Annotated in this window: 21 protein-coding genes; 8 read left to right on the plus strand and 13 right to left on the minus strand. The window is 70.4% G+C overall.

Annotated elements, in window-relative coordinates:
• Positions 1–21 precede the first annotated feature (21 nt).
• From fabG to ACGFYN_RS34070, 6 genes are all read right to left on the minus strand, one after another.
• Positions 22–726, minus strand: a complete 705-nt coding sequence (fabG, locus tag ACGFYN_RS34045; protein ID WP_393869786.1) for a 3-oxoacyl-ACP reductase FabG — start codon at positions 724–726, stop codon at positions 22–24.
• Positions 726–947: a hypothetical protein gene (locus tag ACGFYN_RS34050; protein WP_393869787.1), complete on the minus strand. Its 222-nt coding sequence runs from the start codon at positions 945–947 to the stop codon at positions 726–728. Before ACGFYN_RS34050 ends, fabG begins: the two co-directional genes overlap by 1 nt.
• A complete protein-coding gene (locus tag ACGFYN_RS34055) occupies positions 944–1,480 on the minus strand; it encodes a hypothetical protein (RefSeq protein ID WP_393869788.1) in 537 nt (178 codons plus the stop codon). Before ACGFYN_RS34055 ends, ACGFYN_RS34050 begins: the two co-directional genes overlap by 4 nt.
• A gap of 217 nt (positions 1,481–1,697) precedes the next feature.
• Positions 1,698–2,723, minus strand: a complete 1,026-nt coding sequence (locus tag ACGFYN_RS34060; protein ID WP_393869789.1) for an AvrD family protein — start codon at positions 2,721–2,723, stop codon at positions 1,698–1,700.
• Positions 2,724–3,029: 306 nt separating this feature from the next.
• Complete coding sequence (locus tag ACGFYN_RS34065; RefSeq protein ID WP_393869790.1) at positions 3,030–3,515, minus strand: MarR family winged helix-turn-helix transcriptional regulator; 486 nt, start codon at positions 3,513–3,515, stop codon at positions 3,030–3,032.
• Between the two features lie 165 nt (positions 3,516–3,680).
• On the minus strand, positions 3,681–5,411 hold the full coding sequence (locus tag ACGFYN_RS34070; protein ID WP_393869791.1) for an MFS transporter: 1,731 nt from the start codon (positions 5,409–5,411) through the stop codon (positions 3,681–3,683).
• A 209-nt stretch (positions 5,412–5,620) separates the two neighbouring features.
• Here ACGFYN_RS34070 and ACGFYN_RS34075 point away from each other — a divergent pair, with 209 nt between their 5' ends.
• Positions 5,621–6,118 (plus strand): pyridoxamine 5'-phosphate oxidase family protein, encoded by a 498-nt coding sequence (locus ACGFYN_RS34075; RefSeq protein WP_393869792.1) that lies wholly within the window; start codon positions 5,621–5,623, stop codon positions 6,116–6,118.
• Positions 6,119–6,154: 36 nt separating this feature from the next.
• Here ACGFYN_RS34075 and ACGFYN_RS34080 read toward each other — a convergent pair whose 3' ends face one another.
• Positions 6,155–6,799: an MBL fold metallo-hydrolase gene (locus ACGFYN_RS34080; protein WP_393869793.1), complete on the minus strand. Its 645-nt coding sequence runs from the start codon at positions 6,797–6,799 to the stop codon at positions 6,155–6,157.
• A gap of 130 nt (positions 6,800–6,929) precedes the next feature.
• Here ACGFYN_RS34080 and ACGFYN_RS34085 point away from each other — a divergent pair, with 130 nt between their 5' ends.
• Entirely contained in the window at positions 6,930–7,355 is a 426-nt protein-coding gene (locus ACGFYN_RS34085; RefSeq protein ID WP_393869794.1) for a MarR family winged helix-turn-helix transcriptional regulator, read from the plus strand.
• 15 nt (positions 7,356–7,370) lie between these two features.
• Here ACGFYN_RS34085 and ACGFYN_RS34090 read toward each other — a convergent pair whose 3' ends face one another.
• Entirely contained in the window at positions 7,371–8,528 is a 1,158-nt protein-coding gene (locus tag ACGFYN_RS34090) for a hypothetical protein (RefSeq protein WP_393869795.1), read from the minus strand.
• Positions 8,529–8,647: 119 nt separating this feature from the next.
• Positions 8,648–9,553 carry a LysR family transcriptional regulator gene (locus ACGFYN_RS34095; RefSeq protein ID WP_393869796.1) on the minus strand — a complete coding sequence of 302 codons (906 nt, stop codon included), beginning with the start codon at positions 9,551–9,553 and terminating at the stop codon, positions 8,648–8,650.
• A 170-nt stretch (positions 9,554–9,723) separates the two neighbouring features.
• On the opposite strand from ACGFYN_RS34095, the gene ACGFYN_RS34100 reads away from it, so the two are divergent.
• Together ACGFYN_RS34100 and ACGFYN_RS34105 are read left to right on the plus strand one after the other, a co-directional pair.
• Positions 9,724–10,290: a DUF6817 domain-containing protein gene (locus ACGFYN_RS34100; protein WP_393869797.1), complete on the plus strand. Its 567-nt coding sequence runs from the start codon at positions 9,724–9,726 to the stop codon at positions 10,288–10,290.
• Positions 10,291–10,422: 132 nt separating this feature from the next.
• Positions 10,423–11,526 (plus strand): hypothetical protein, encoded by a 1,104-nt coding sequence (locus tag ACGFYN_RS34105; protein WP_393869798.1) that lies wholly within the window; start codon positions 10,423–10,425, stop codon positions 11,524–11,526.
• A gap of 49 nt (positions 11,527–11,575) precedes the next feature.
• On the opposite strand, the gene ACGFYN_RS34110 is transcribed toward ACGFYN_RS34105, so the two are convergent.
• Both ACGFYN_RS34110 and ACGFYN_RS34115 read right to left on the minus strand, forming a co-directional pair.
• Entirely contained in the window at positions 11,576–11,950 is a 375-nt protein-coding gene (locus ACGFYN_RS34110; RefSeq protein ID WP_393869799.1) for a hypothetical protein, read from the minus strand.
• A 200-nt stretch (positions 11,951–12,150) separates the two neighbouring features.
• Complete coding sequence (locus ACGFYN_RS34115; RefSeq protein ID WP_393869800.1) at positions 12,151–13,506, minus strand: dipeptidase; 1,356 nt, start codon at positions 13,504–13,506, stop codon at positions 12,151–12,153.
• Positions 13,507–13,638: 132 nt separating this feature from the next.
• Between ACGFYN_RS34115 and ACGFYN_RS34120 the strand changes: the two genes are divergently transcribed.
• On the plus strand, positions 13,639–14,943 hold the full coding sequence (locus ACGFYN_RS34120; RefSeq protein WP_393869801.1) for a geranylgeranyl reductase family protein: 1,305 nt from the start codon (positions 13,639–13,641) through the stop codon (positions 14,941–14,943).
• Here ACGFYN_RS34120 and ACGFYN_RS34125 read toward each other — a convergent pair.
• Positions 14,933–15,382, minus strand: coding sequence for a nitroreductase family deazaflavin-dependent oxidoreductase (locus ACGFYN_RS34125; protein WP_393869802.1), 450 nt, complete (start codon positions 15,380–15,382; stop codon positions 14,933–14,935). The genes ACGFYN_RS34120 and ACGFYN_RS34125 overlap by 11 nt on opposite strands.
• A gap of 167 nt (positions 15,383–15,549) precedes the next feature.
• On the opposite strand from ACGFYN_RS34125, the gene ACGFYN_RS34130 reads away from it, so the two are divergent.
• From ACGFYN_RS34130 to ACGFYN_RS34140, 3 genes are all read left to right on the plus strand, one after another.
• Positions 15,550–16,236 carry a TetR/AcrR family transcriptional regulator gene (locus ACGFYN_RS34130; protein WP_393869803.1) on the plus strand — a complete coding sequence of 229 codons (687 nt, stop codon included), beginning with the start codon at positions 15,550–15,552 and terminating at the stop codon, positions 16,234–16,236.
• A gap of 183 nt (positions 16,237–16,419) precedes the next feature.
• Positions 16,420–17,655: a sensor histidine kinase gene (locus tag ACGFYN_RS34135; RefSeq protein ID WP_393869804.1), complete on the plus strand. Its 1,236-nt coding sequence runs from the start codon at positions 16,420–16,422 to the stop codon at positions 17,653–17,655.
• Complete coding sequence (locus ACGFYN_RS34140) at positions 17,652–18,317, plus strand: response regulator (protein WP_393869805.1); 666 nt, start codon at positions 17,652–17,654, stop codon at positions 18,315–18,317. Before ACGFYN_RS34135 ends, ACGFYN_RS34140 begins: the two co-directional genes overlap by 4 nt.
• On the opposite strand, the gene ACGFYN_RS34145 is transcribed toward ACGFYN_RS34140, so the two are convergent.
• Positions 18,278–18,562 carry a DUF6332 family protein gene (locus ACGFYN_RS34145; protein WP_393869806.1) on the minus strand — a complete coding sequence of 95 codons (285 nt, stop codon included), beginning with the start codon at positions 18,560–18,562 and terminating at the stop codon, positions 18,278–18,280. The two genes, ACGFYN_RS34140 and ACGFYN_RS34145, sit on opposite strands and share 40 nt — an antisense overlap.
• Between the last annotated feature and the right edge of the window lie 74 nt (positions 18,563–18,636).

Genomic DNA, 18,636 nt, shown 5'->3' on the forward strand with positions numbered 1-18,636 from the left:
AGTCGGTCGGGCGGTCTTGGGTCATCCGCCCAGGCCCAGGCCGCCGCTGACGGGCAGGACGGCTCCGGTGACGTAGCGGCCCGAGTCACCCGCCAGGTACCGCACCGCGGCGGCGACGTCCTCCACCTGCCCGGAGTGGCCCAACGGCGTGATGGACAGCAGGTGTTCGCGTCGGCGGTCGGTGATCTCGCGGCTCATGTCCGTATCGATCAGGCCCGGCGCGACGACGTTCACGGTGATGTTGCGGGGGCCCAGCTCCCAGGCGAGGGAGCGGGCCATGCCGAGCATTCCGGCTTTGGCCGCACCGTAGTTGACCTGTCCCGGCGCGCCGTACGCGTACGTCATCGACGACATCAGGACGATCCGGCCCCAGCGGGCCCGCACCATGCCGCGAACGGCGCGCCGCACGGTGCGGAAGGCGCCGTGCAGGTTCACGTCGACGACGTCGGTGAAGTCCTGTTCGTCCATGCGCAGGAACAGGGTGTCGCGGGTGATTCCCGCGTTCACGACGAGCACCTCGACCGGCCCGTGCTCGGCCTCCACCTTGTCGAACGCGGCGTCGATGCTCTCCGCGTCCGTCATTTCGGCGCGTACGCCCAACAGTCCGGCGGGGGGCTCGGATTGGCGGTGCGTGACGGCGACGCGGTCGCCGTCCTCGGCGAGTGCGCGGGCGACCGCGAGTCCGATGCCGCGGTTGCCCCCGGTGATCAGGACCGAGCGTCCCATCAGAGGCTCCTCCGCTCGGTGGTGCCGTCGCCGTGACGCGCGAGACGGCGACGGGTGTTCCGCCGGTGGGCGAGCGTGAGATTGGCGGCCGCCGTCACGGCGATCAACGAGCCGATCTCCCCTTGGCTGGGCACCCGGCAGGAGGCGCCCAGGAGGTCGGGGTACGGGTCGCCGTCGCTCGTGTCGACGTCCCGGCGCAGGTCGTCCTCGCCGTACCTCATCGGCCCGCCCCGCTCCCGTGACCCGCGGCCGCGCACTGCTGCGGACCGTTGACGAAGAGGTGCTCGACGGCCGCGGCGAGTCGTCCCGCGGTCAGCGCGTTCGGCAACAGGCGCCGGGCGAAGCGGGGGCTCGGCGGCAGCCCTTCGTGCGTCTCCTCCGTCAGCAGGGGAGGCAGGAGGGCCACCGGTGTACGGGACAGGGTCGCGTCGCTGTCCTTGAGGAACCGGGCGGCCCGGTCCCGGTGAGCGTCGGGCAGCCAGTCCAGGAAGGGCAGCTGCAACTCGACGACCTCGTCGTCCACCGGCTGGTCGGAGCCGGTGGACGTGAGGGAGTCGAGCAGATGGCAGGGTGCGGCCCGCAGTTCCTGCCGCAGCATCGGTACGCGGCTGTGGGCCTCGTCGAGCAGGACGAGCAGCGGCCGTTCCTTTTCGATGTGCTCGCGCACCATCGCCAGTTGATTTTCGTCCGGCCAGATTCCGGCGGGGGTCCAGTGGCTCGTTCCGGGTTGCGGCGCCGGCTCCTTCCAGAGCATTCGGGCCGGTCCTTCGAGTACGACGAGCACGTCCCCGAAGCGTAATGTCGGTGAAAAACGCATGCGTGATTTCATCCCCCGTGCTGTTGCTGCAATTTCTGTGACGTCGAGTTCTGTGATGTTGAGCCTTCGGAGACCGACCGGCCGTGCCTTGTTTCAACTTTCGACCTACGGCCGTTCTCTGAAAAGGACTGCCCGGCGGGCGTATTGCCTGCGGTCAGGCGGCGGTGGGCAGACGGTGCGCGAGTGAACAGCGGCCGCTGATGCCCGAGAAGTCGTCGACGGCCATGTCGGCGGTGCGCCAGGTCTCCCCGCCCATGGTGAGGAGCCGGGTGCCGGTGGTGCGGACCGTGGTGGCGAAGTCGCGGCCCAGCGGCCGTACCGGCGTCTGCGTGTCGACGACGAAGCGCCGCATCCAGAGGGTGTCGGTGCCGCCCCGGACCAGTCCGTCCTGTGCGTAGAGCAGGGCCTGGGCCAGCTGGGCCACGCCCACGAGCGCGTCGACGGGCGAGACGGAAGGTCCGTAGGCCGCTTCCGCTCCGTGCGCCTCGGTGTCCGGCCGCGCGGCGACGACGCGTTGGCGGCCTTGGATGCGCTGCCGTTCGAGATCGACGTGGACGTGCTCCGCGTACTGGTTGCGGTTCTTGTAGCCCTCGCCGTAGTGCCGGGCGGCGGCCGGTCCCAGGGCCTGCGAGGCGTCGGCGAACGTCGCCGGGCCCGCGGCACGGCCGCCGCGTCCATGCGCGAGCGTGCAGCGCACCCGCAGTCCTCCGACCCGGCAGGCGAATGTCGTGCTGGTGGGTGTTGCGCCGGTGGGCGTCGTACCGCCCGGCTCTCCGCCTGAGGCCAGGAGCCGGCCTTCGACCGGGAAGTCCGCGAGGTCCTCGTGCGGAGAGCTCCCCGCGCGGACGTCGGCCTGTCGCAGCCAGGTGCGGCGCTGTTGTGCGGCGCTCAGTCCGAAGGCCCGGCCGAGGTGCACCTCGGCCAGAGTCACGGCCAGGACGAGTGCGTCGATGCTGCTGAGATGAGGCCGCAGCTCGCGGGCGCCGGACTTGCGGGACCAGTCCTGCGGGTAGGTCAGGGTGCCCCGTGCGGTGACGAGCGCCCCCGGTTGGTCCGAGCCGTCGGTGGTGATGTCTTGCAGGTCCTGGACGACTCGCTTGTACCCGCTTCCGAAGAAGCGCGTGGTGCCTGGACCGAGGCAGCTGTCAAAAGATCCGTAGACTAAATCCTTGCTGCTCATTCCCCCGTCTACCTTTCCCCGTGTTGCGGGCGTGACGCCCGTAGACCGGAGCCGTCCTGGAGCGGTCGGCTCTGGACAACTAAGACACTAACACGGTCGAGCTGGGGCAAAGTAAGACCTCAAGGGCGCTTGTGATGCTCTCCACAATTCCCCGAAAAGGTGTATCAGGGAGCGGATCGATTAACTCCGCCAACTCTGCAAAAAAATCTCCCCGTGGGCGGATTTCAAGATTCCAGCGAAGTGGAAAGTTGAAATCCGCGCGCACGGGGAAAAACGGAAAATGAATCACTCACGGGTGATGGCGGATCACTCGCAGGCGATCACACGCGGCCAGCGATCGGCGAGCAGTTCGCCGAGCACGGTCCGCAGCCGCTCGCGGTCGGCCTCGGGCACTGCGGCCAGGAAGTCCTGCTCCACCTGGTCGACCGCGTGCCCAGCGCGCTCGAGAGCCTCGCGGCCGCCGTCGGTCAGACTCAGGATGTACCGCCTGCGGTCCGACGGATTGCGGCGACGCTCGACATGGCCCGCGCCCTCCATCTCGTCGACCAGCGCGACCATCGTGGTCGGATCCAGGTTGAGCAGCCGGCTCAGGTCCTGCTGGGACAGACTGAGTCCGCTCTCCAGGGCCGCGAGGACGTAGAAGTAGCGCATACGCATGCCCTGTGCCGCCAGGGCCCGCTCCGCGTCCTCCATCAGGAGCACGCCGGCCTTGTGCAGCAGGTATCCGGTTCTGCGGACCAGGGGCAGATCGAGCCCGGCGGGTTCCGCCGGGCTGGGCGTCGCCTGTGTCATTCGGGCCGCTCCCCTTGTCGCTGAGGTGACCAGGCGGGCGACCGTCGGCCGCGCCGAGCGTCTCCTGTGCCGATCGTCGGTCCTTTGAAGGGTACTTGCTGAATCCGCCGTCCTACAGGGCCGGGCAGCCGCGCCCCCCGGCGCGACTGCCCGGTCGCTGCCCCCTCAATGCGGCTCGGTGACCGGTTCCTGGCCGAGACCCGTGGCGCGGGCGACGGGCTCGGCGGTGGTGCCGGGGTTCTCGTGGTCCAGGCCGGTGGGTGTGAGGCGGTCCGCGCTCGGCGGCGCTGCCGTCTGCGCACTGTCCGGCATCTCCATGCGCGCGCTCTCATGCAGGTCCCTGGTGCGCACGAACGCGAATCCCACGAAGGCGCCGACGGCCGCGACGGCGGCACAGACCAGCATGACGTCGGTGAGGCCGTCCACGAACGCGGTGCGTGCCGCCTGGTCGAGGGCGGGGCCCAGTTGCCGGGGCGCGTGGCTGAGCGCTTCGGCTCCGCCGCCCGCCGCGACCGCCTCCCCGAACCCGTGGGCGGCCGGGCCCAGTTGACGCCCTGCCTCGGACCCTACGAACAGGTCCGTGACGCGGCTGTGGAACACGGCGCCGAAACCGGCGATGCCGATGGCGACGCCCACCTGCTGGAAGGTCTCGCTGATGCCCGAGGCCATGCCCGCCTTCGACGGCTCGACGACGGCGATGGACAGCGAGGCGCGGGAGGGGTTGAACAGGCCCATGCCCACGCCGATCCCGAACATGCTCGGCAGCAGCGCGGTCCAGGGGGTGTCGGGGCCGGTGAGCGCGACGAGGGCCAGTCCGACCGCGATGAGCGTGAGCGAGACACCCATGAGCAGCCGTTGCGGTACCCGCGTCGTCAGCGAGCCGGCGGCAGCGGCGGCCACGAACAGGGTCAGTGTCAGCGGAAGGAAGCGCAGGCCGGTCTCCCAGGGCGAGAACGCCAGCACGTTCTGCACGTACGAGACCAGGAGGAAGATCGCGGACATGGTGGCGGCCGCGCACAGGAGCGTGACGACCGAGACCCCGTTGAACGTGACGTTCCTGAACAACGACAGCTGGAGCATGGCCTGTTCACCACGCTGCCGCTCGACCACGGTGAACACCACGAGCAGCACGACGGCGCCGGCGAACATGGCGACGATCGGCGCGCTGCCCCATCCTTCGGTCTCGCCGCGCAGGAGCCCCAGTACGAGCAGGCTCAGCGCGCCGGAGAAGAGAACGAGCCCCCACCAGTCGAGGGCGGTCTTCGCCTCCTGGCGCCATTCGCGCATCCGCAGCAGGCTGATGACCAGGGCGATCAGACCGACGGGGACGTTGACCAGGAAGATCCAGCGCCAGCCGAGACCGTCGGTGAGCGCGCCGCCGATCAGCGGTCCGAAGGCGATGGACAGACCGACGACACCCCCGAAGACGCCGAAGGCTTTTCCGCGGTCCTTGCCCTGGTACTCCTGGCCGATCAGTGCCGGGCCGACGGCGAACAGGACGGCGCCGCCCAGGCCTTGGACGCCACGGGCGACGGAGAGGGTGACGGAGTCGCCGGCGAGGCCGCAGGCCAGTGAGGCCAGCAGGAAGATGACGAAGCCGACGTTGAACACGCGCTTGCGGCCCAGCCTGTCGGCCAGTGACCCGGCCGTCAGGAGCACCGCGGCGAGCCCCAACGCGTAGGCGTCGAGCACCCATTGCAGCGAGGTGAAGCTCGCGTCGAAGGCCTGCCGGATGTCCGGCAGCGCGACGTTCACCACGGTCAGGTCGAGCAGCAGCATGAACGTGGCCACGCACACGACGGCCAGCGTCCATCCCCGCCCGCCGCCCGCCCCCTCGGTGCTGTGTGCCCCGGCGTCAGGAGCCTGCTGCGGTAACCGGGTCCTTCGTTCCTTCATCTTTCCCCCGAGCTTCGATGATCAAGTTTTTCAATCGTCGGAAACACCGATGATTTGAAAAGCTATGGATTCCTTGGGCGGCCTGTCAACGCCTTCGCGGCCTTTCGGCCAGTACGCGGCTGGAAGACGTGGGTCGCCGGCGGATGTCGAGAATGCTCCGGCGGCTCCGTCCCCGGGGTGGATGACGACAACGACCTGGAGGGACCGCTGTGCGAGCGAATGAGATCACCGAGATCCTGGACCGGCCGATCAGCCGAGACCTGTTGGCACGCGACGTGGTCCGGCTGGCGTACGTGGCCAAGGACGGCACGCCGCGGAACGTCCCGATCGCGTTCACCTGGAACGGCTCCGAGATCGTCATGTGCACCACGAAGAACGCCCCGAAACTCCCGGCGCTGCGCGAGAACCCGATGGTCGCCCTGACGATCGACACCGAGGTGCACCCGCCCAAGATCCTGCTGATCCGCGGTCGTGCCGAACTGGACGTCGTCGACGGCATCCCCGACGAGTACCTCCAGATCAACGGCTCGTACGAGATGACGCCCGAGCAGCGCGTCGAGTGGGAGGCCGAGGTCCGCTCGCTCTACGACGGCATGGTCCGGATCGTGGTGACCCCGACGTGGGCGAAGCTGATCGACTTCGAGGCGACTCTGCCGAGCGCGGTCGAGGCACTGGTCCGGCAGCGGGCCGAGCGTGAGAGCGTCTGAATGGCGGACGCTTGATCAGGCCCGTGGCTCGGTGCACTACAGCGGGACGGTCGTGCCGGGGTCGATGCGGTTGATCGGGATGCCCGTCAGGCCGTTCTCGCCCAGGAGGTTGGCGGTGGAGGTCTGGCCGAGGTCGCTCAGCATGAGTTCGTGGATCTGGATGACGCGCTCGGGCTTGACCGCGCGGACGTAGTCGGCGGCTTCGCCGAGCTTCGTCCATGGCCCGCTGGTCGGCAGCAGCAGGGTGTGCACGCGGGCGTCGGGCGCGAAGTAGGCGTCGCCGGGGTGGTAGAGGGCCCCGTCGTCAAGGAGGTAGCCGACGTTGTCGGGGCAGGGGATGTCCGCGTGGATCGGCGCGTGCCGGTGGCCGTGCACGGCGACGGTGACCGGGCCGACGGTGAAGGTGTCGCCCGCGGTGACGGTGTGCACGCGGCCGTCATGGCTGCCCAAGGCGGTGGCGACGGCGGCCGTGCCGTAGACGCGCAGTTCGGGCCGGGCGTTGAGGGCGGCGGCGACGAGCTTGTCGTCGAAGTGGTCGAAGTGTTCGTGGGTGATCAGGACGGCGTGAGCCCGGCTGACGGCCTGCGCCGCGTCCGGTGTGAAGGTGCCGGGGTCGATGACCAGGCGGGTGTCGTCCTTCTCGATCGTGACGCAGGCGTGGGCGTGCTTGGTGAGCTGCACGGTGCTTCCTCTCCGGCCGGACGAATCTCTGCAACGAAAACTCTGCAACGATTCTCTACAACAAAACTGTACACCTAAGTTACACAGCTTAGGTGTACAGCTTGGGTGCGGGAGTGGGTAGGCTGACGCCATGGACGACAACCAGCTGGCCGAAGAGCTCCGCCTGACGATCGGACGGCTGGTGCGTACGGTGCGTGCGGCCGACACGCTGCCCTCCGGCGAGGCCGCCGTCCTGGGCTACCTGGACCGCGGTGGCCCGCTGACCACCGCCGACATCGCACAGCAGTGGGGCGTGAGCCACCAGTCGGCCGCCAGAGCGGTCAAAGACCTGCTCGCCCAGGGCCTGCTGCACGCCGAGGCCCATCCCAGCGACGGGCGCAAGCTCCTGCTCCGCCTGACGCCTGCCGGAGGCGACCTGCTGGCTGCCGAGCGCCGAAGGCGTGCGGACTGGCTCGGCACCGCGATCACCGAGGCACTGGCCCCCGATGAGCGGAAAGCACTCGCGAAGGCACTGCCCCTGCTGTCACGCCTGGACGCACACCTGAAGGTCAGGTAGCACTTCATTTCACCTTCACTTCACCGCGTCCAGTGCCTGCCCTGTTCCCGTCGGCCCGCCGCGGGAGCGGGAGTGTCGCCGCCGCCGGTCTCGTACCGGCCAGAGCAGTACATAGGCGGTGGAGGTGATGACGAAGCCGAGTCGGATCAGGCCGCGGGCAGCGTCACCGGGGACGACGAAGACCGTGCCGTAGAGGGTGATCAGGCCGATCCAGCTCCACCAGGGCACCAGGCGCCGCTGTCCGATCACGTCCCACAGCAGTGTGCCCAGCAGGACGGAGGCGGTGTAGTACGTGTAGACGCTGGGATCCAGGGCGATCCGGGCGTTGGCGCCGAGCAGGACGACGGCGGGCCAGCGGCCTCGCCAGACGGCGACGCATCCCAGCGCCAGCCCTATCGCGGCCTGTGCGGGCCGGTCCCAGGAAGGGGTTCGCGGATCGTCTACGCCGAGCCAGTGCAGCGCGGACGCAGGCTGGTTGGGGATGGTGAACTGGGCCGCGGTCAACGACTGCGGGGCACTGAGGACGAACGGCAGCCAGGCGAGCGCGACCAGAGCCGCGCACCACAGTCCCGCGCGAAGCCTCTGTCCCTTCGGCAGTGCGAGCAGCAGTGGCAGGAAGGCCAGCGCGGTCGGTTTGGAGTCCATGGCCAGGGCCAGGAAGGCACCCGTCGCGGCAGGGCTGCCGCGGGTGAGAGCGCGTACGGCAAGGGCGGTGAAGAAGAGCGCCAGTACGTCGTCGAGGTGTCCGAATCGGACGGCGACCTCGATCCACATCGGGGTGAAGGCCAGACCCGCGATGAGCACCCGCTGCCGCAGCCGCTGGTGATTGGTGCCGGTGCCCAGGAGATGCCAGGCGGCGCTGCGTCCGGCCACCACCAGGATCAGCAGACCGAGCAGGGACATCACGCCGGCGGCCAGTAACTGCCCGACGCGTTCGGGAAAAGGGTTGAACAGCCCCGCCGCCAGGAAGCTGACGGGACCCATCTGGAGCTCGGGATGGTGGGCGTACAGATTCAGACCGCCGTCCGACCTGCCCGAGCCCGCGTAGAGCAACTCCCCACCCGTACGCAGGTAGTGCCAGGAGAAACCCCCGTGCGGCTGGACCACGGCGAACCAGAGGATCGTCCAGGCGGTGAGCAGCACCAGGTGTACCCGCTGGCTGATGGCCGACACGCTCTCTCACTTCCGGTTCCTGTCGCCTCGCACGGTTCCCGCACGTCATGCGCCCCTCCTTGAGATGGCCGGAGGGCAGGGCAGGTTGTCGGCATAAGGTAAGAAACGGCAGCGGACGCTCACGTCGTGGTGCGTGTCTCCGTACAGCTTGCGGCGACCGCGTCGGCGAAGCTCCGGGCGAGCGGGGACAGGGCGTCCCAGCGGCGTACGGCCCAGCCGACCGACAGCGGCGGCAGCGCCGGAATCGGGACGAGGCGCAGGGGGCTGCCGTCACCAGACGTGGGGAGACCCGGTACGGCGGGCACGACGGCGTGGCCCAGGCCGAGTTCGGCAAGGAGCAGGGCTGTGTCCCAGTCGGCGACGCTGGTGTCGGAGCCGGTCCGGATCCCCAGTTCGGCGAAGGCGGCGTCCAGTTGGGCGCCGGAGGTGGAGTTCGGCGGCAGCCGGACGAGGCGGATGCCCGCGAGGTCGCCGGCGTCGATATGTGGCCGGGTTGCGAGCGGATCGTCGGATCGCAGAGCGAGTACCCACGGCAGATCGACGACGGGGCGCTGCTCGATGCCGCGCACGGGGACACCGAGGGTGATCCAGGCGAGGTCGAGGTTGTCGGCCAGGAGGGCGTCGAAGCAGCCGCGGCTGGAGGTCTCGGTCTGGAACTCCAGGCTCACCTTCGGGTAGCGGCTGCGGAAGGAGACGATCGCTTCGGCCATGAAGTGCCGGACGGTTGTTCCGCCGGTGGTGATCCGTACGGAACCGCTCTCGCCGTTCACGAGGTCTCCCAGGCGGCGCAGCGCGAGATCGAGCCCGGTGATCGAGTCGGTGGCGGCGTCGCACAGGATGCGCCCGGCCGCCGTGGGAACCACCCCGCGAGGCCGGCGTTCCAGCAGGCTCATGCCCGTCTCCCGCTCCAGGCGTCTGACGTGCTGGCTCACCGCGGACTGGGTGCAGCACAGGTCGCGGGCCACGGCGCTGAGGCTTCCCGCCCGGCACACGGCGACGAACACGCGCAGGTCATCCAGAGTCACCGCTCCAAGGTAAACCTGGGGTGAGTGGAGCAATCCCCAGGATTGACTGGGGTGTTGGGGTGCCGGAAGATCGCTGCAGGGCCCAGGCGGCAACCCGCCCGGGGCCTTCGTACGGATCCGGACCGGCGAAGGCGCCGTGCGGGTGCCGACCAACCCGTTGCCGAAGGGACATGGACACCGTGTCTGCTCTCCCTGCCACGACCGACCGGGCTGTCGCCATGCTGCGTGACTTCGGTTCCGAAAGCATCGCCCACCCCGGCGGCACGCTCCTGGCCCACCTTCAGCGCGTACAGGCCCGGCTCGCGCGATGGAAGACCCGTCCGGCCCTCCAACTGGCCGGTCTGTGCCACGCGTTCTACGGCACGGACGGCTTTCCCACGGCACTGCTGCCTCCGGACCGTCGCCACGACCTCGCAGCGCTGATCGGCGCTGAGGCCGAGGCCATCGTGTACCTGTACGCCTCCTGCGACCGCAGGGCCACCTACCCGGCTCTCCACCAGGCCGACGCGCCCGTCCACGACCGGTTCACCGGACGCCCCTCCGTGCCAGGGCCGCAGTTGCGACGGGACTTCGCCGAGCTGACGGCGGCCAACGAACTCGATCTCGCCATCGTCGATTCCGCCTTCCGCGACGAGCAGGGCCCCGGACTGCTCGCCCTGTTCACCCGAATTCAGGATCTGCTGAGCGCCGACGCCTGGCTCGAGTGCCGCACGGTCCTGACCGCCCCCGCCTCCTAGCAGGCCGCAGTCCTGGCCTCACGGGTGGGGTCCCACCGCCGGCGATCACGGAGTGGGCCAACTGTGTGATGATGCGCGGAAGATGACCGGTCCTGGGGAGGGACCGGGTGCGTGAGAAGGGTGGGGTCCCTGGTGGGGAAGGGTGAGGCGTCCATACCGGACGAAGAGTGGGAGCGCTTCCTTCGTGAAGCCGAGGCGGGGACCAAGGGCGCGCCCGAGGAGCCGTCGGCGCGGGCCCGGATGGTGGCGCAGCGGCTGCAGGGGGAGAGCGGCCCGCCGGAGCCGTGGCGGAGCCCGCAACCGGCCCGGCGGCAGAGAAGTAGGGCTTGGTACGCGATCGGTGTGCTGGTCGCGGTCGCCTTGGCGGTCGTCGCGCTGGATCCGGGGCGGGTGGCCGACTGGTTCTCAGGAGGAGACGGAGGCGGAGGGAGTGCACCGCTGGCCGCGGAGTCGACACGTCCGACTCAACCGCCGCCGACGGAAGCGGCAGCCCGACAGCCCACCGTGGAGGAGCCGTTCAGGGGCTCTCCCGCGGCGCGGTGGGGTGACGGGACGGCTGGGATCGGTCTGCCTGAGGCCCGGGCGACCGGCTGGATGAGCAAGGGGCAGGTCGCGCAGGCGCTCGCAAAGAGCCGGGACTTCCTCGCCGCGTCCAGCCTGGATCCCGGGGTGCTGCGCGGTGAACGGCCGAAGAAGGCGATCGCGTTGATCAATCCTCATCAGCCGGACGTCCAGAAATACCTGGCGACCACGTTCGGTACGCCCAGCCGGAAGAACGATCCCCTGCTGCTGTTCAGCCGCTTCGACAAGACGAACGTCCGGCTCGTCGGGGACGTGGTCAAGACGCGAGGGCGGATCACCTACCGCGAGGGTGAGCGCGGGGCGGTCGAGGTGAGCACCGATGTCACGTACGTGTATCCGGTCGTCCGCGCCGCGGCGGGAAGCCGCGAGGTCGCCCGCACCATCGTGCGCCGCGAGGTCGTGATGAGCTGGGACAACCCGGCGAAGGTCGTCATCGAGCCCGGCACGTTCTCCCTCGTCTCCTACAAGGTGGACACCACCAACGGCGGCTGCGACACCTTCACCGGCTATCTCACCCCCAAGTTCAGCTCGGAGCGCGCCACTTCGCGCCAGGGAGACGGCGCCGAGGTCGATCCGTACGACAGGAGCACGTCGATGGACACGCGCATGCGGGAGTCCGGCGATGCGGGGTGCGGGACTGCCACGCGGTCGTGAGCTGCAGGTGCAGGGAGTCACTGAGCATGGATCTTCCCCCTCTGGACGGCTACGGCCGGTTCAGGACGATCGAGTTGATCGGCGTGAGGTCGTAGTAGACGTACGCGTTGAGCGCGATGGTGGCCACGCAGTTGGTGCCGTTGTAGCCCTTGCACAGCTGGGCGGTGGCGTTGGCGCTGCCGTACTGGTTGTTCAGCACGAAGTGGTTGCCGAACTCGTGGCTCAGGTTGTGGGCGCCGTAGCTGTAGAAGATGTCCGTCGGTTGGCTCTTCCAGTAGGCCGTGGCCTCCGGGTAGATGCAGACCGCGCCGCCCGGACAGCCGTAGGCGGGATTGTCGCTCGCCTGTGCCGAGCCGGCGCCGACCGCTGTCACAGCGGCGGCGGCGATGGCGAGCGCGGCGGCGCCCCGGGTGATCCTGCGCATGCTGGTGTCCCTTCGTCTGCGGCCGCCCCCCGGTCGGCCGCAACCCTCGTTGAGCTCCCCATCGTGCCGGCGTGCCTGGGGGGCGGACAGATCACGAACCGTTCACGTGTGACCGGTGGCGGTGAGGCAGCGGCGGTGGACTGCGGGCAAGGGAAAGGGCCCCCGTCCGAAGACGAGGGCCCTTGGCCGGCGGCGCCTGGTCAGCTCGCGGCGTAGTTCTGCAGGAACAGCGCCTCAGCGACCGACAGCCGCTCCAGCTCCTCGGGTGAGACGCTCTCGTTCACCGCGTGGATCTGGGCCTCCGGCTCGCTCAGGCCGATCAGGAGGATCTCCGCGCGCGGGTAGAGGGCGGCGAGGGTGTTGCACAACGGGATGGAGCCGCCCTGGCCGGCGTACTGCATCTCCTGGCCGGGGTAGGCGACCGACATCGCGTCGGACATCGCCGCGTACGCCGGGCTGGTGGTGTCGGCGCTGAACGCCTGGCCCTGGCCGATCTGCTCGGTGTGCACCCGGGCGCCCCACGGGGTGCGGGCCTCCAGATGGGCCTGGAGCAGCTTGGTCGCCTCGACCGCGTCGACGCCCGGCGGGACGCGCAGGCTGACCAGCGCGCGGGCGCTCGCCTGCACGGACGGGGTGGCGCCGACGACGGGCGGGCAGTCGATGCCGAGGACGGTGACGGCGGGACGCGCCCAGATGCGGTCGGCGACCGTGCCCGACCCGATCAGCCCCACGCCGTCGAGAACCTTGGCGTCCTGGCGGAACTGCTCCTCGTCGTACTGCAGGCCCTCCCAGCCGGATTCGGGGGTCAGCCCGTCGACGGTCGTCGAGCCGTCCTCCGCCCGCAGCGAGTCGAGGACGCGGATCAGCGCGCCCAGCGCGTCGGGGGCGGCGCCGCCGAACTGGCCGGAGTGCAGGTTGCCTTCGAGGGTGTCGATCTGGACGCGGACCAGGGTCATGCCGCGCAGCGTGGTGGTCACCGTCGGCAGGCCGACCCGGAAGTTGCCCGCGTCGCCGATGACGATGGTGTCGGCGGTGAGCAGGTCCGGGTGCTCCTCGGCGTACCGCTCCAGACCGCCCGTGCCCATCTCCTCCGAGCCCTCGGCGATGACCTTGATGTGCACGGGCACTCCACCGTTCGCCTTGAGGGCGCGCAGCGCGAGCAGGTGCATGATCACGCCGCCCTTGCAGTCGGCGGCGCCGCGCCCGTACCAGCGGCCGTCCCGCTCGGTCAGTTCGAAGGGCGGCGTCGTCCAGGCGGCCTCGTCGAGCGGCGGCTGCACGTCGTAGTGGGCGTACAGCAGGACGGTCCTGGCGCCCTCCGGTCCGGGCAGGTAGCCGTAGACGGACTGGGTGCCGTCGGGGGTGTCGAGCAGGGCGACGTCCTGGAACCCCTCGGCGTTGAGCGCGTCGGCGACCCAGCGTGCGGCGCCCTCGCTCTCGCTCCTGGGGAACTGGCCGAAGTCCGCCACCGACTTGAAGGCCACCAGTTCGGCGAGCTCCGCCTGCGCTCTCGGCATCAGAGAGGCGACGGTCCCGGCGACCGGATTCGACGACATGGGCACGCTCCTTGTGGGTGCGACGTTGTACGAGTGGATATCGGGATCCTCCCACAGTGGCCTGCGGCGACGTCCGCCGTAGGATGCGTAGGACAGGTGCGGCAGCGGCTTGATCGGGAGCAGTAGACCATCGTGAGCAGCGAGAACTCTTCGGCGGACGACGTGCAGCGGGTGTGGGACGTCGTCGTGGTGGGCGCGGGACCCGCGGGGGCTTCGGCCGCCTATGCGGCGGCGGTCGCGGGACGCAGCGTGCTGCTCCTGGAGAAGGCGGAGCTGCCGCGCTACAAGACGTGCGGCGGCGGAATCATCGGCCCCTCCCGCGATGCCCTGCCACCCGGCTTCGAACTGCCGCTGCGCGATCGGGTGCACGCGGTGACGTTCTCCAACAACGGCCGCTTCACCCGCACCCGGCGCTCCCGGCAGATGCTGTTCGGGCTGATCAACCGGCCCGAGTTCGACCACCAGCTGGTCGAGCACGCGCAGAAGGCGGGCGCGGAGCTGCGTACGGGCGCCACCGTGCAGCGCGTCGAACAGCACGGTTCGGTGGTGCCGGACCGGCGCACGGTCGCGGTCGTCCTGCAGGGCGGCGAGACGCTGCTGGCCCGCGCGGTCGTCGGCGCCGACGGCAGTGCCAGCCGCATAGGAGCGCACGTCGGGGTCAAGCTCGACCAGGTGGACCTCGGCCTGGAGGCGGAGATCCCGGTGCCGGAGACCGTCGCCGAGGACTGGAAGGGGCGGGTGCTCATCGACTGGGGCCCGATGCCCGGCAGCTACGGCTGGGTGTTCCCCAAGGGCGACACCCTGACGGTCGGCGTGATCTCGGCGCGTGGGGAAGGTGCCGCCACCAAGCGGTACTTGGAGGAGTTCATCGGGCGGCTCGGCCTCGCCGGCTTCGAACCGAGCATCTCCTCCGGCCATTTGACCCGCTGCCGTGCCGACGACTCGCCCCTCTCACGCGGGCGGGTGCTGGTGTGCGGTGACGCGGCGGGCCTGCTGGAGCCGTGGACCCGCGAGGGCATCTCCTTCGCGCTGCGCTCGGGGCGGCTCGCGGGGGAGTGGGCGGTGCGCGTCTCCGAGGCGCACGACGCCGTGGACGCCCGGCGCCAGGCGCTGAACTACGCGTTCGCGGTCAAGGCGGGGCTGGGCGTCGAGATGAGCATCGGCCGGCGGCTGCTGACGGTCTTCGAGCGCCGTCCGGGCCTGTTCCACGCGGCGCTGACGGGATTCCGGCCCGCGTGGAACGCGTTCAGGGACATCACCCGGGGCTCGACAAACCTCGCCGAACTCGTCCGGTCCCACCCGATGGCCCAGCGCGCCCTGTACGCGCTCGACCGGCGGCAGGTGGGCGGCCCGTCCCCGGTGGGCGACCGGCCCCAGGCGAGCGAGGAGCCGGTGGTGGACGGCGAGTCCCCGGTGGGCGGCGACGTCACTTCGTGACGCTGATGCGGAAGACGGGGTGGTCGGGCGCGATACGGCGCAGCTCGGCGTCGGGGGAGTCGGGACCGACGCCGTTGAAGAAGACGCCGACCTCGGCCTTCCACCGCTTGAGGTAGGCACGCAGCAGGGGCGCCTTGTCGTCGTCGGCGACCTCGGTGGCGGTGAACGCCTCGACGCTCTTGCCGAGGTGGAGTTCGCCGCCGCCCGCGGCCCGCATGTTATGTGTCCACTGCACATGACCACGCGGGGCGATCAGGTACTGCTGCCCGTCCACCGTCAGCAGGTTGACGGGGGTGGTGCGCCACTCGCCGCTCTTGCGCCCGCGGACCGCCAGGACCCGGGAGCCCCAGACGCTGATGCCGCGGCGCGTCATCCAGGCGACGACGCGGTTGAAGACGTTGACGGTGAACCAGCCGGGCTTCTGGACGTGCGTGGACATGGGGACCCCCATCGATTGAGAGAGCGTCGCTCGTTTTTGTGAGCACTGCTCTCGCTTGATAAGGAGTCTGCACCGGATCGGTGATCCAGTGCAAGAGCGGCGCTCACTTTTTTGTGCGCCGCTCTCTTTCGTGTGCACTGCTCTCGTTTCGTGCGACACTGCCTTCCATGAGCACCGCACACAGCGCACGCGCCCGAGCCCGGATCGAGGTCACCGCCGCCATCAAGGACGAGGCACGCAGACAGCTCGCGGCCGAGGGTGCCGTGAAGCTCTCGCTGCGGGCCGTGGCGCGCGAACTCGGCATGGTCTCCTCCGCGCTCTACCGCTACTTCCCCAGCCGCGACGACCTGCTGACCGCGCTCATCATCGATGCCTACGACTCCGTGGGCGAGGCGGCGGAGGCGGCGCTCGCCCCCGAGGACGAGGCCGCCCCCGTCGAACGCTGGACCACTGTGTGCGAGGCCGTACGCAAGTGGGCGCTCGCACACCCCCACGAGTACGCACTGATCTACGGATCGCCGGTCCCCGGTTACGTCGCCCCCGACACCACCGTCCCCGCCGCGGCCCGCGTCGGTCTCGTCCTGATCGGTATCGTCCGCGACGCCCGCCAGGGTCCCGGACTGACGCTGCCCCCGCTCCCCGCGGACCTGGAGTCCGAGGCGGATCGTATGGCCGGGGACTTCGCCTCCGACCTCCCGCCCGCGGTCGCACCCGCCCTGGTCGCCGCCTGGGCCCAGCTGTTCGGGCTGATCGGCTTCGAGCTGTTCGGCCAGTTCCACCGGGTCGTGGAGGAACGCGAGGCCTTCTTCCGGCACGCGGCGGGGCGCCTCGCGCACGGGGTCGGGCTGACGTAGACCCCGTCGGGACGACAGTCGCGGTCGGGATGACAGTCCTGGTGGGGGATGACAGTTCTGGTGAGGAAGGGCAGCCCTGGTGGGCCGGGAGTCCTGGCCGGGTGGCGTACTTCCCGGGGAGTACGTCTGATCACCACGCCCGGCGGACGCCCCGCCGGCCCGTCGCCGTCTAGCGTGGCGGTCATGGACGAGCAGGTTGTGCGCGGGGGCGGGCCGCCCCGGTGGTGGCGGTACGGGCCGCCGTGGATGAACCGCTGGGGCGACGAGCAGCGGGCGCCCCGGTGGCCGTGGCGTTCCACCGTGCTGCTCACGGTCTTCGTGCTCGTCGGCTCCCACTGGGCTGCCCATCAGCAGGCGGCCGAGCGGGCCGCGCTGGACACCTTCGCGCGCGTGCTGCTGGTGGTGGGCTCCGGCCTGCTGCTGTGGCGGCAGCGGTACCCGGTCGCCGTCGTGTTCGGCACCGCGGCGGCCGCGACGGTCTACCTCGGTGCCGGATATCCGTACGGGCCGGTCTTCCTCACCGTCGCGGTGGCCTGCTTCAGCGCCGTGGTCGCGGGGCACAGGCGGGCCGCCTGGGGCGCCGTCGCGATGCTGTGGGCCGGGCACATGCTGGTGGCGCACTGGCTGTACCGGTGGCTGCCGCCTTCCGGGGACTCGGCCCCCTCCTGGGGGCAGGAACTCGTGATCGCCGCCTGGGTGGTGGCGATCGTCGCGCTGGCGGAACTGACCCGCGTGCGGCGCGAGCAGTGGAGCAGGGAACGGGCCGAGCGGGCCCAGGCGGCCCGGCGGCGTGCCGACGAGGAACGCCTGCGCATCGCCCGCGAGTTGCACGACGTCCTCGCGCACAGCATCTCGGTGATCAATGTGCAGGCGGGCGTCGGCCTCGCCCTGCTCGACTCCGATCCCGAGCAGGCCCGCACCGCGCTCACCACCATCAAGGCCGCCAGCAAGGAGGCGCTCGGCGAGGTCCGCCAGGTCCTCGACACCCTCCGCACACCCGGAGACGCCCCGCGTGCCCCGGCCCCGGGCCTCGACCGGCTGCCCGAGCTGGTGGAGCAGGCGGCGAGCGCGGGCCTGACGGTGGAGGTCGAGGGAGATCCGCCGCGGCTCGCGCCCGGCACGGATCTCGCCGCCTTCCGCATCGTCCAGGAGGCGCTGACCAACGTCGTGCGCCACTCCGGCTCGCGTCAGGCACGTGTGCGCCTCGACCACGACGAGCGGGCACTCCGGCTGCGCGTCGACGACGACGGGCCCGCGACGGGTGCCGACGCGGGCGGCAGCGGCAACGGTCTGGCCGGAATGCGGGAGCGGGCCGCCGCACTGGGTGGCACGATCGAGGCGGGCCCGCGCACCGACGGCGGTTTCCGGGTGCTCGCCGTACTTCCGTTGCAGGTGAAGGCCAAGGAGGACGATCGGTGATCCGCGTACTGCTCGCCGACGATCAGTCACTGGTGCGGGCCGGCTTCCGGGCGCTGCTCGACGCACAGCCGGACATCGAGGTGGCCGGCGAGGCCGCCGACGGTGAGGAGGCGGTGCGCAAGGTACGCGAACTGCGCCCGGACGTCGTCCTGATGGACATCCGCATGCCGGCGCTCGACGGGCTGGCGGCGACCCGCCGGATCACAGACGAGGAGGCGTTGCACAGCGTGAAGGTGGTCATGCTCACCACCTTCGAGCTCGACGAGTACGTCTTCGAGGCGATCCGCTCCGGCGCCTCGGGCTTCCTGGTCAAGGACACCGAACCCGAGGAGCTCCTGCGCGCGGTAAGGGCAGTGGTGGAGGGGGACGCGCTGCTCTCACCGGGAGTGACCCGGCGCCTGATCGCCGAGTTCGCGGCCCGTTCCAAGGAGCCCGCGGCCGCCGGTGCCCTCGGCGAACTCACCGAGCGGGAGAGGGAGGTGATGGCCCTGGTCGGCATCGGCCTGTCCAACGAGGAGATCGCACGGCGGCTGGTCGTCAGCCCCCTCACCGCGAAGACCCACGTCAGCCGCACGATGGTCAAGCTGGGCGCCCGCGACCGGGCCCAACTGGTCGTCCTCGCCTACGAGTCGGGCCTGGTCCGCCCCGGCTGGTTGGGCTGACCGGTCCGCCGGTACCGCACGAGGACGCTCACCACGCGGACGGCGAACAGCACGGGCGCGAGGACGAGCGCCACGAGCCGCAGCAAGCTCTCGGCCAGGTGCGGCAGTTCGAAGAGCAGCGCCGGTCCGGCGATCGCCCCATAGAGGACCAGACCGGCGAACGCGGCGCTCGACAGGGCGTATCCCACCTCGACGGTCAACGCGTCCCGCTCGGCCTTGTTGCGACGTCCCCCGCTGTCCGTCATGGCTTCCCCCACTCTCCGCCCTACCGTCATCTCACAGCCATACGCCCGGCGGGGCAACCAGCCCCGCCGGGCGC

This window comes from Streptomyces sp. NPDC048419 (assembly GCF_043200415.1).
GTDB lineage: Bacteria > Actinomycetota > Actinomycetes > Streptomycetales > Streptomycetaceae > Streptomyces.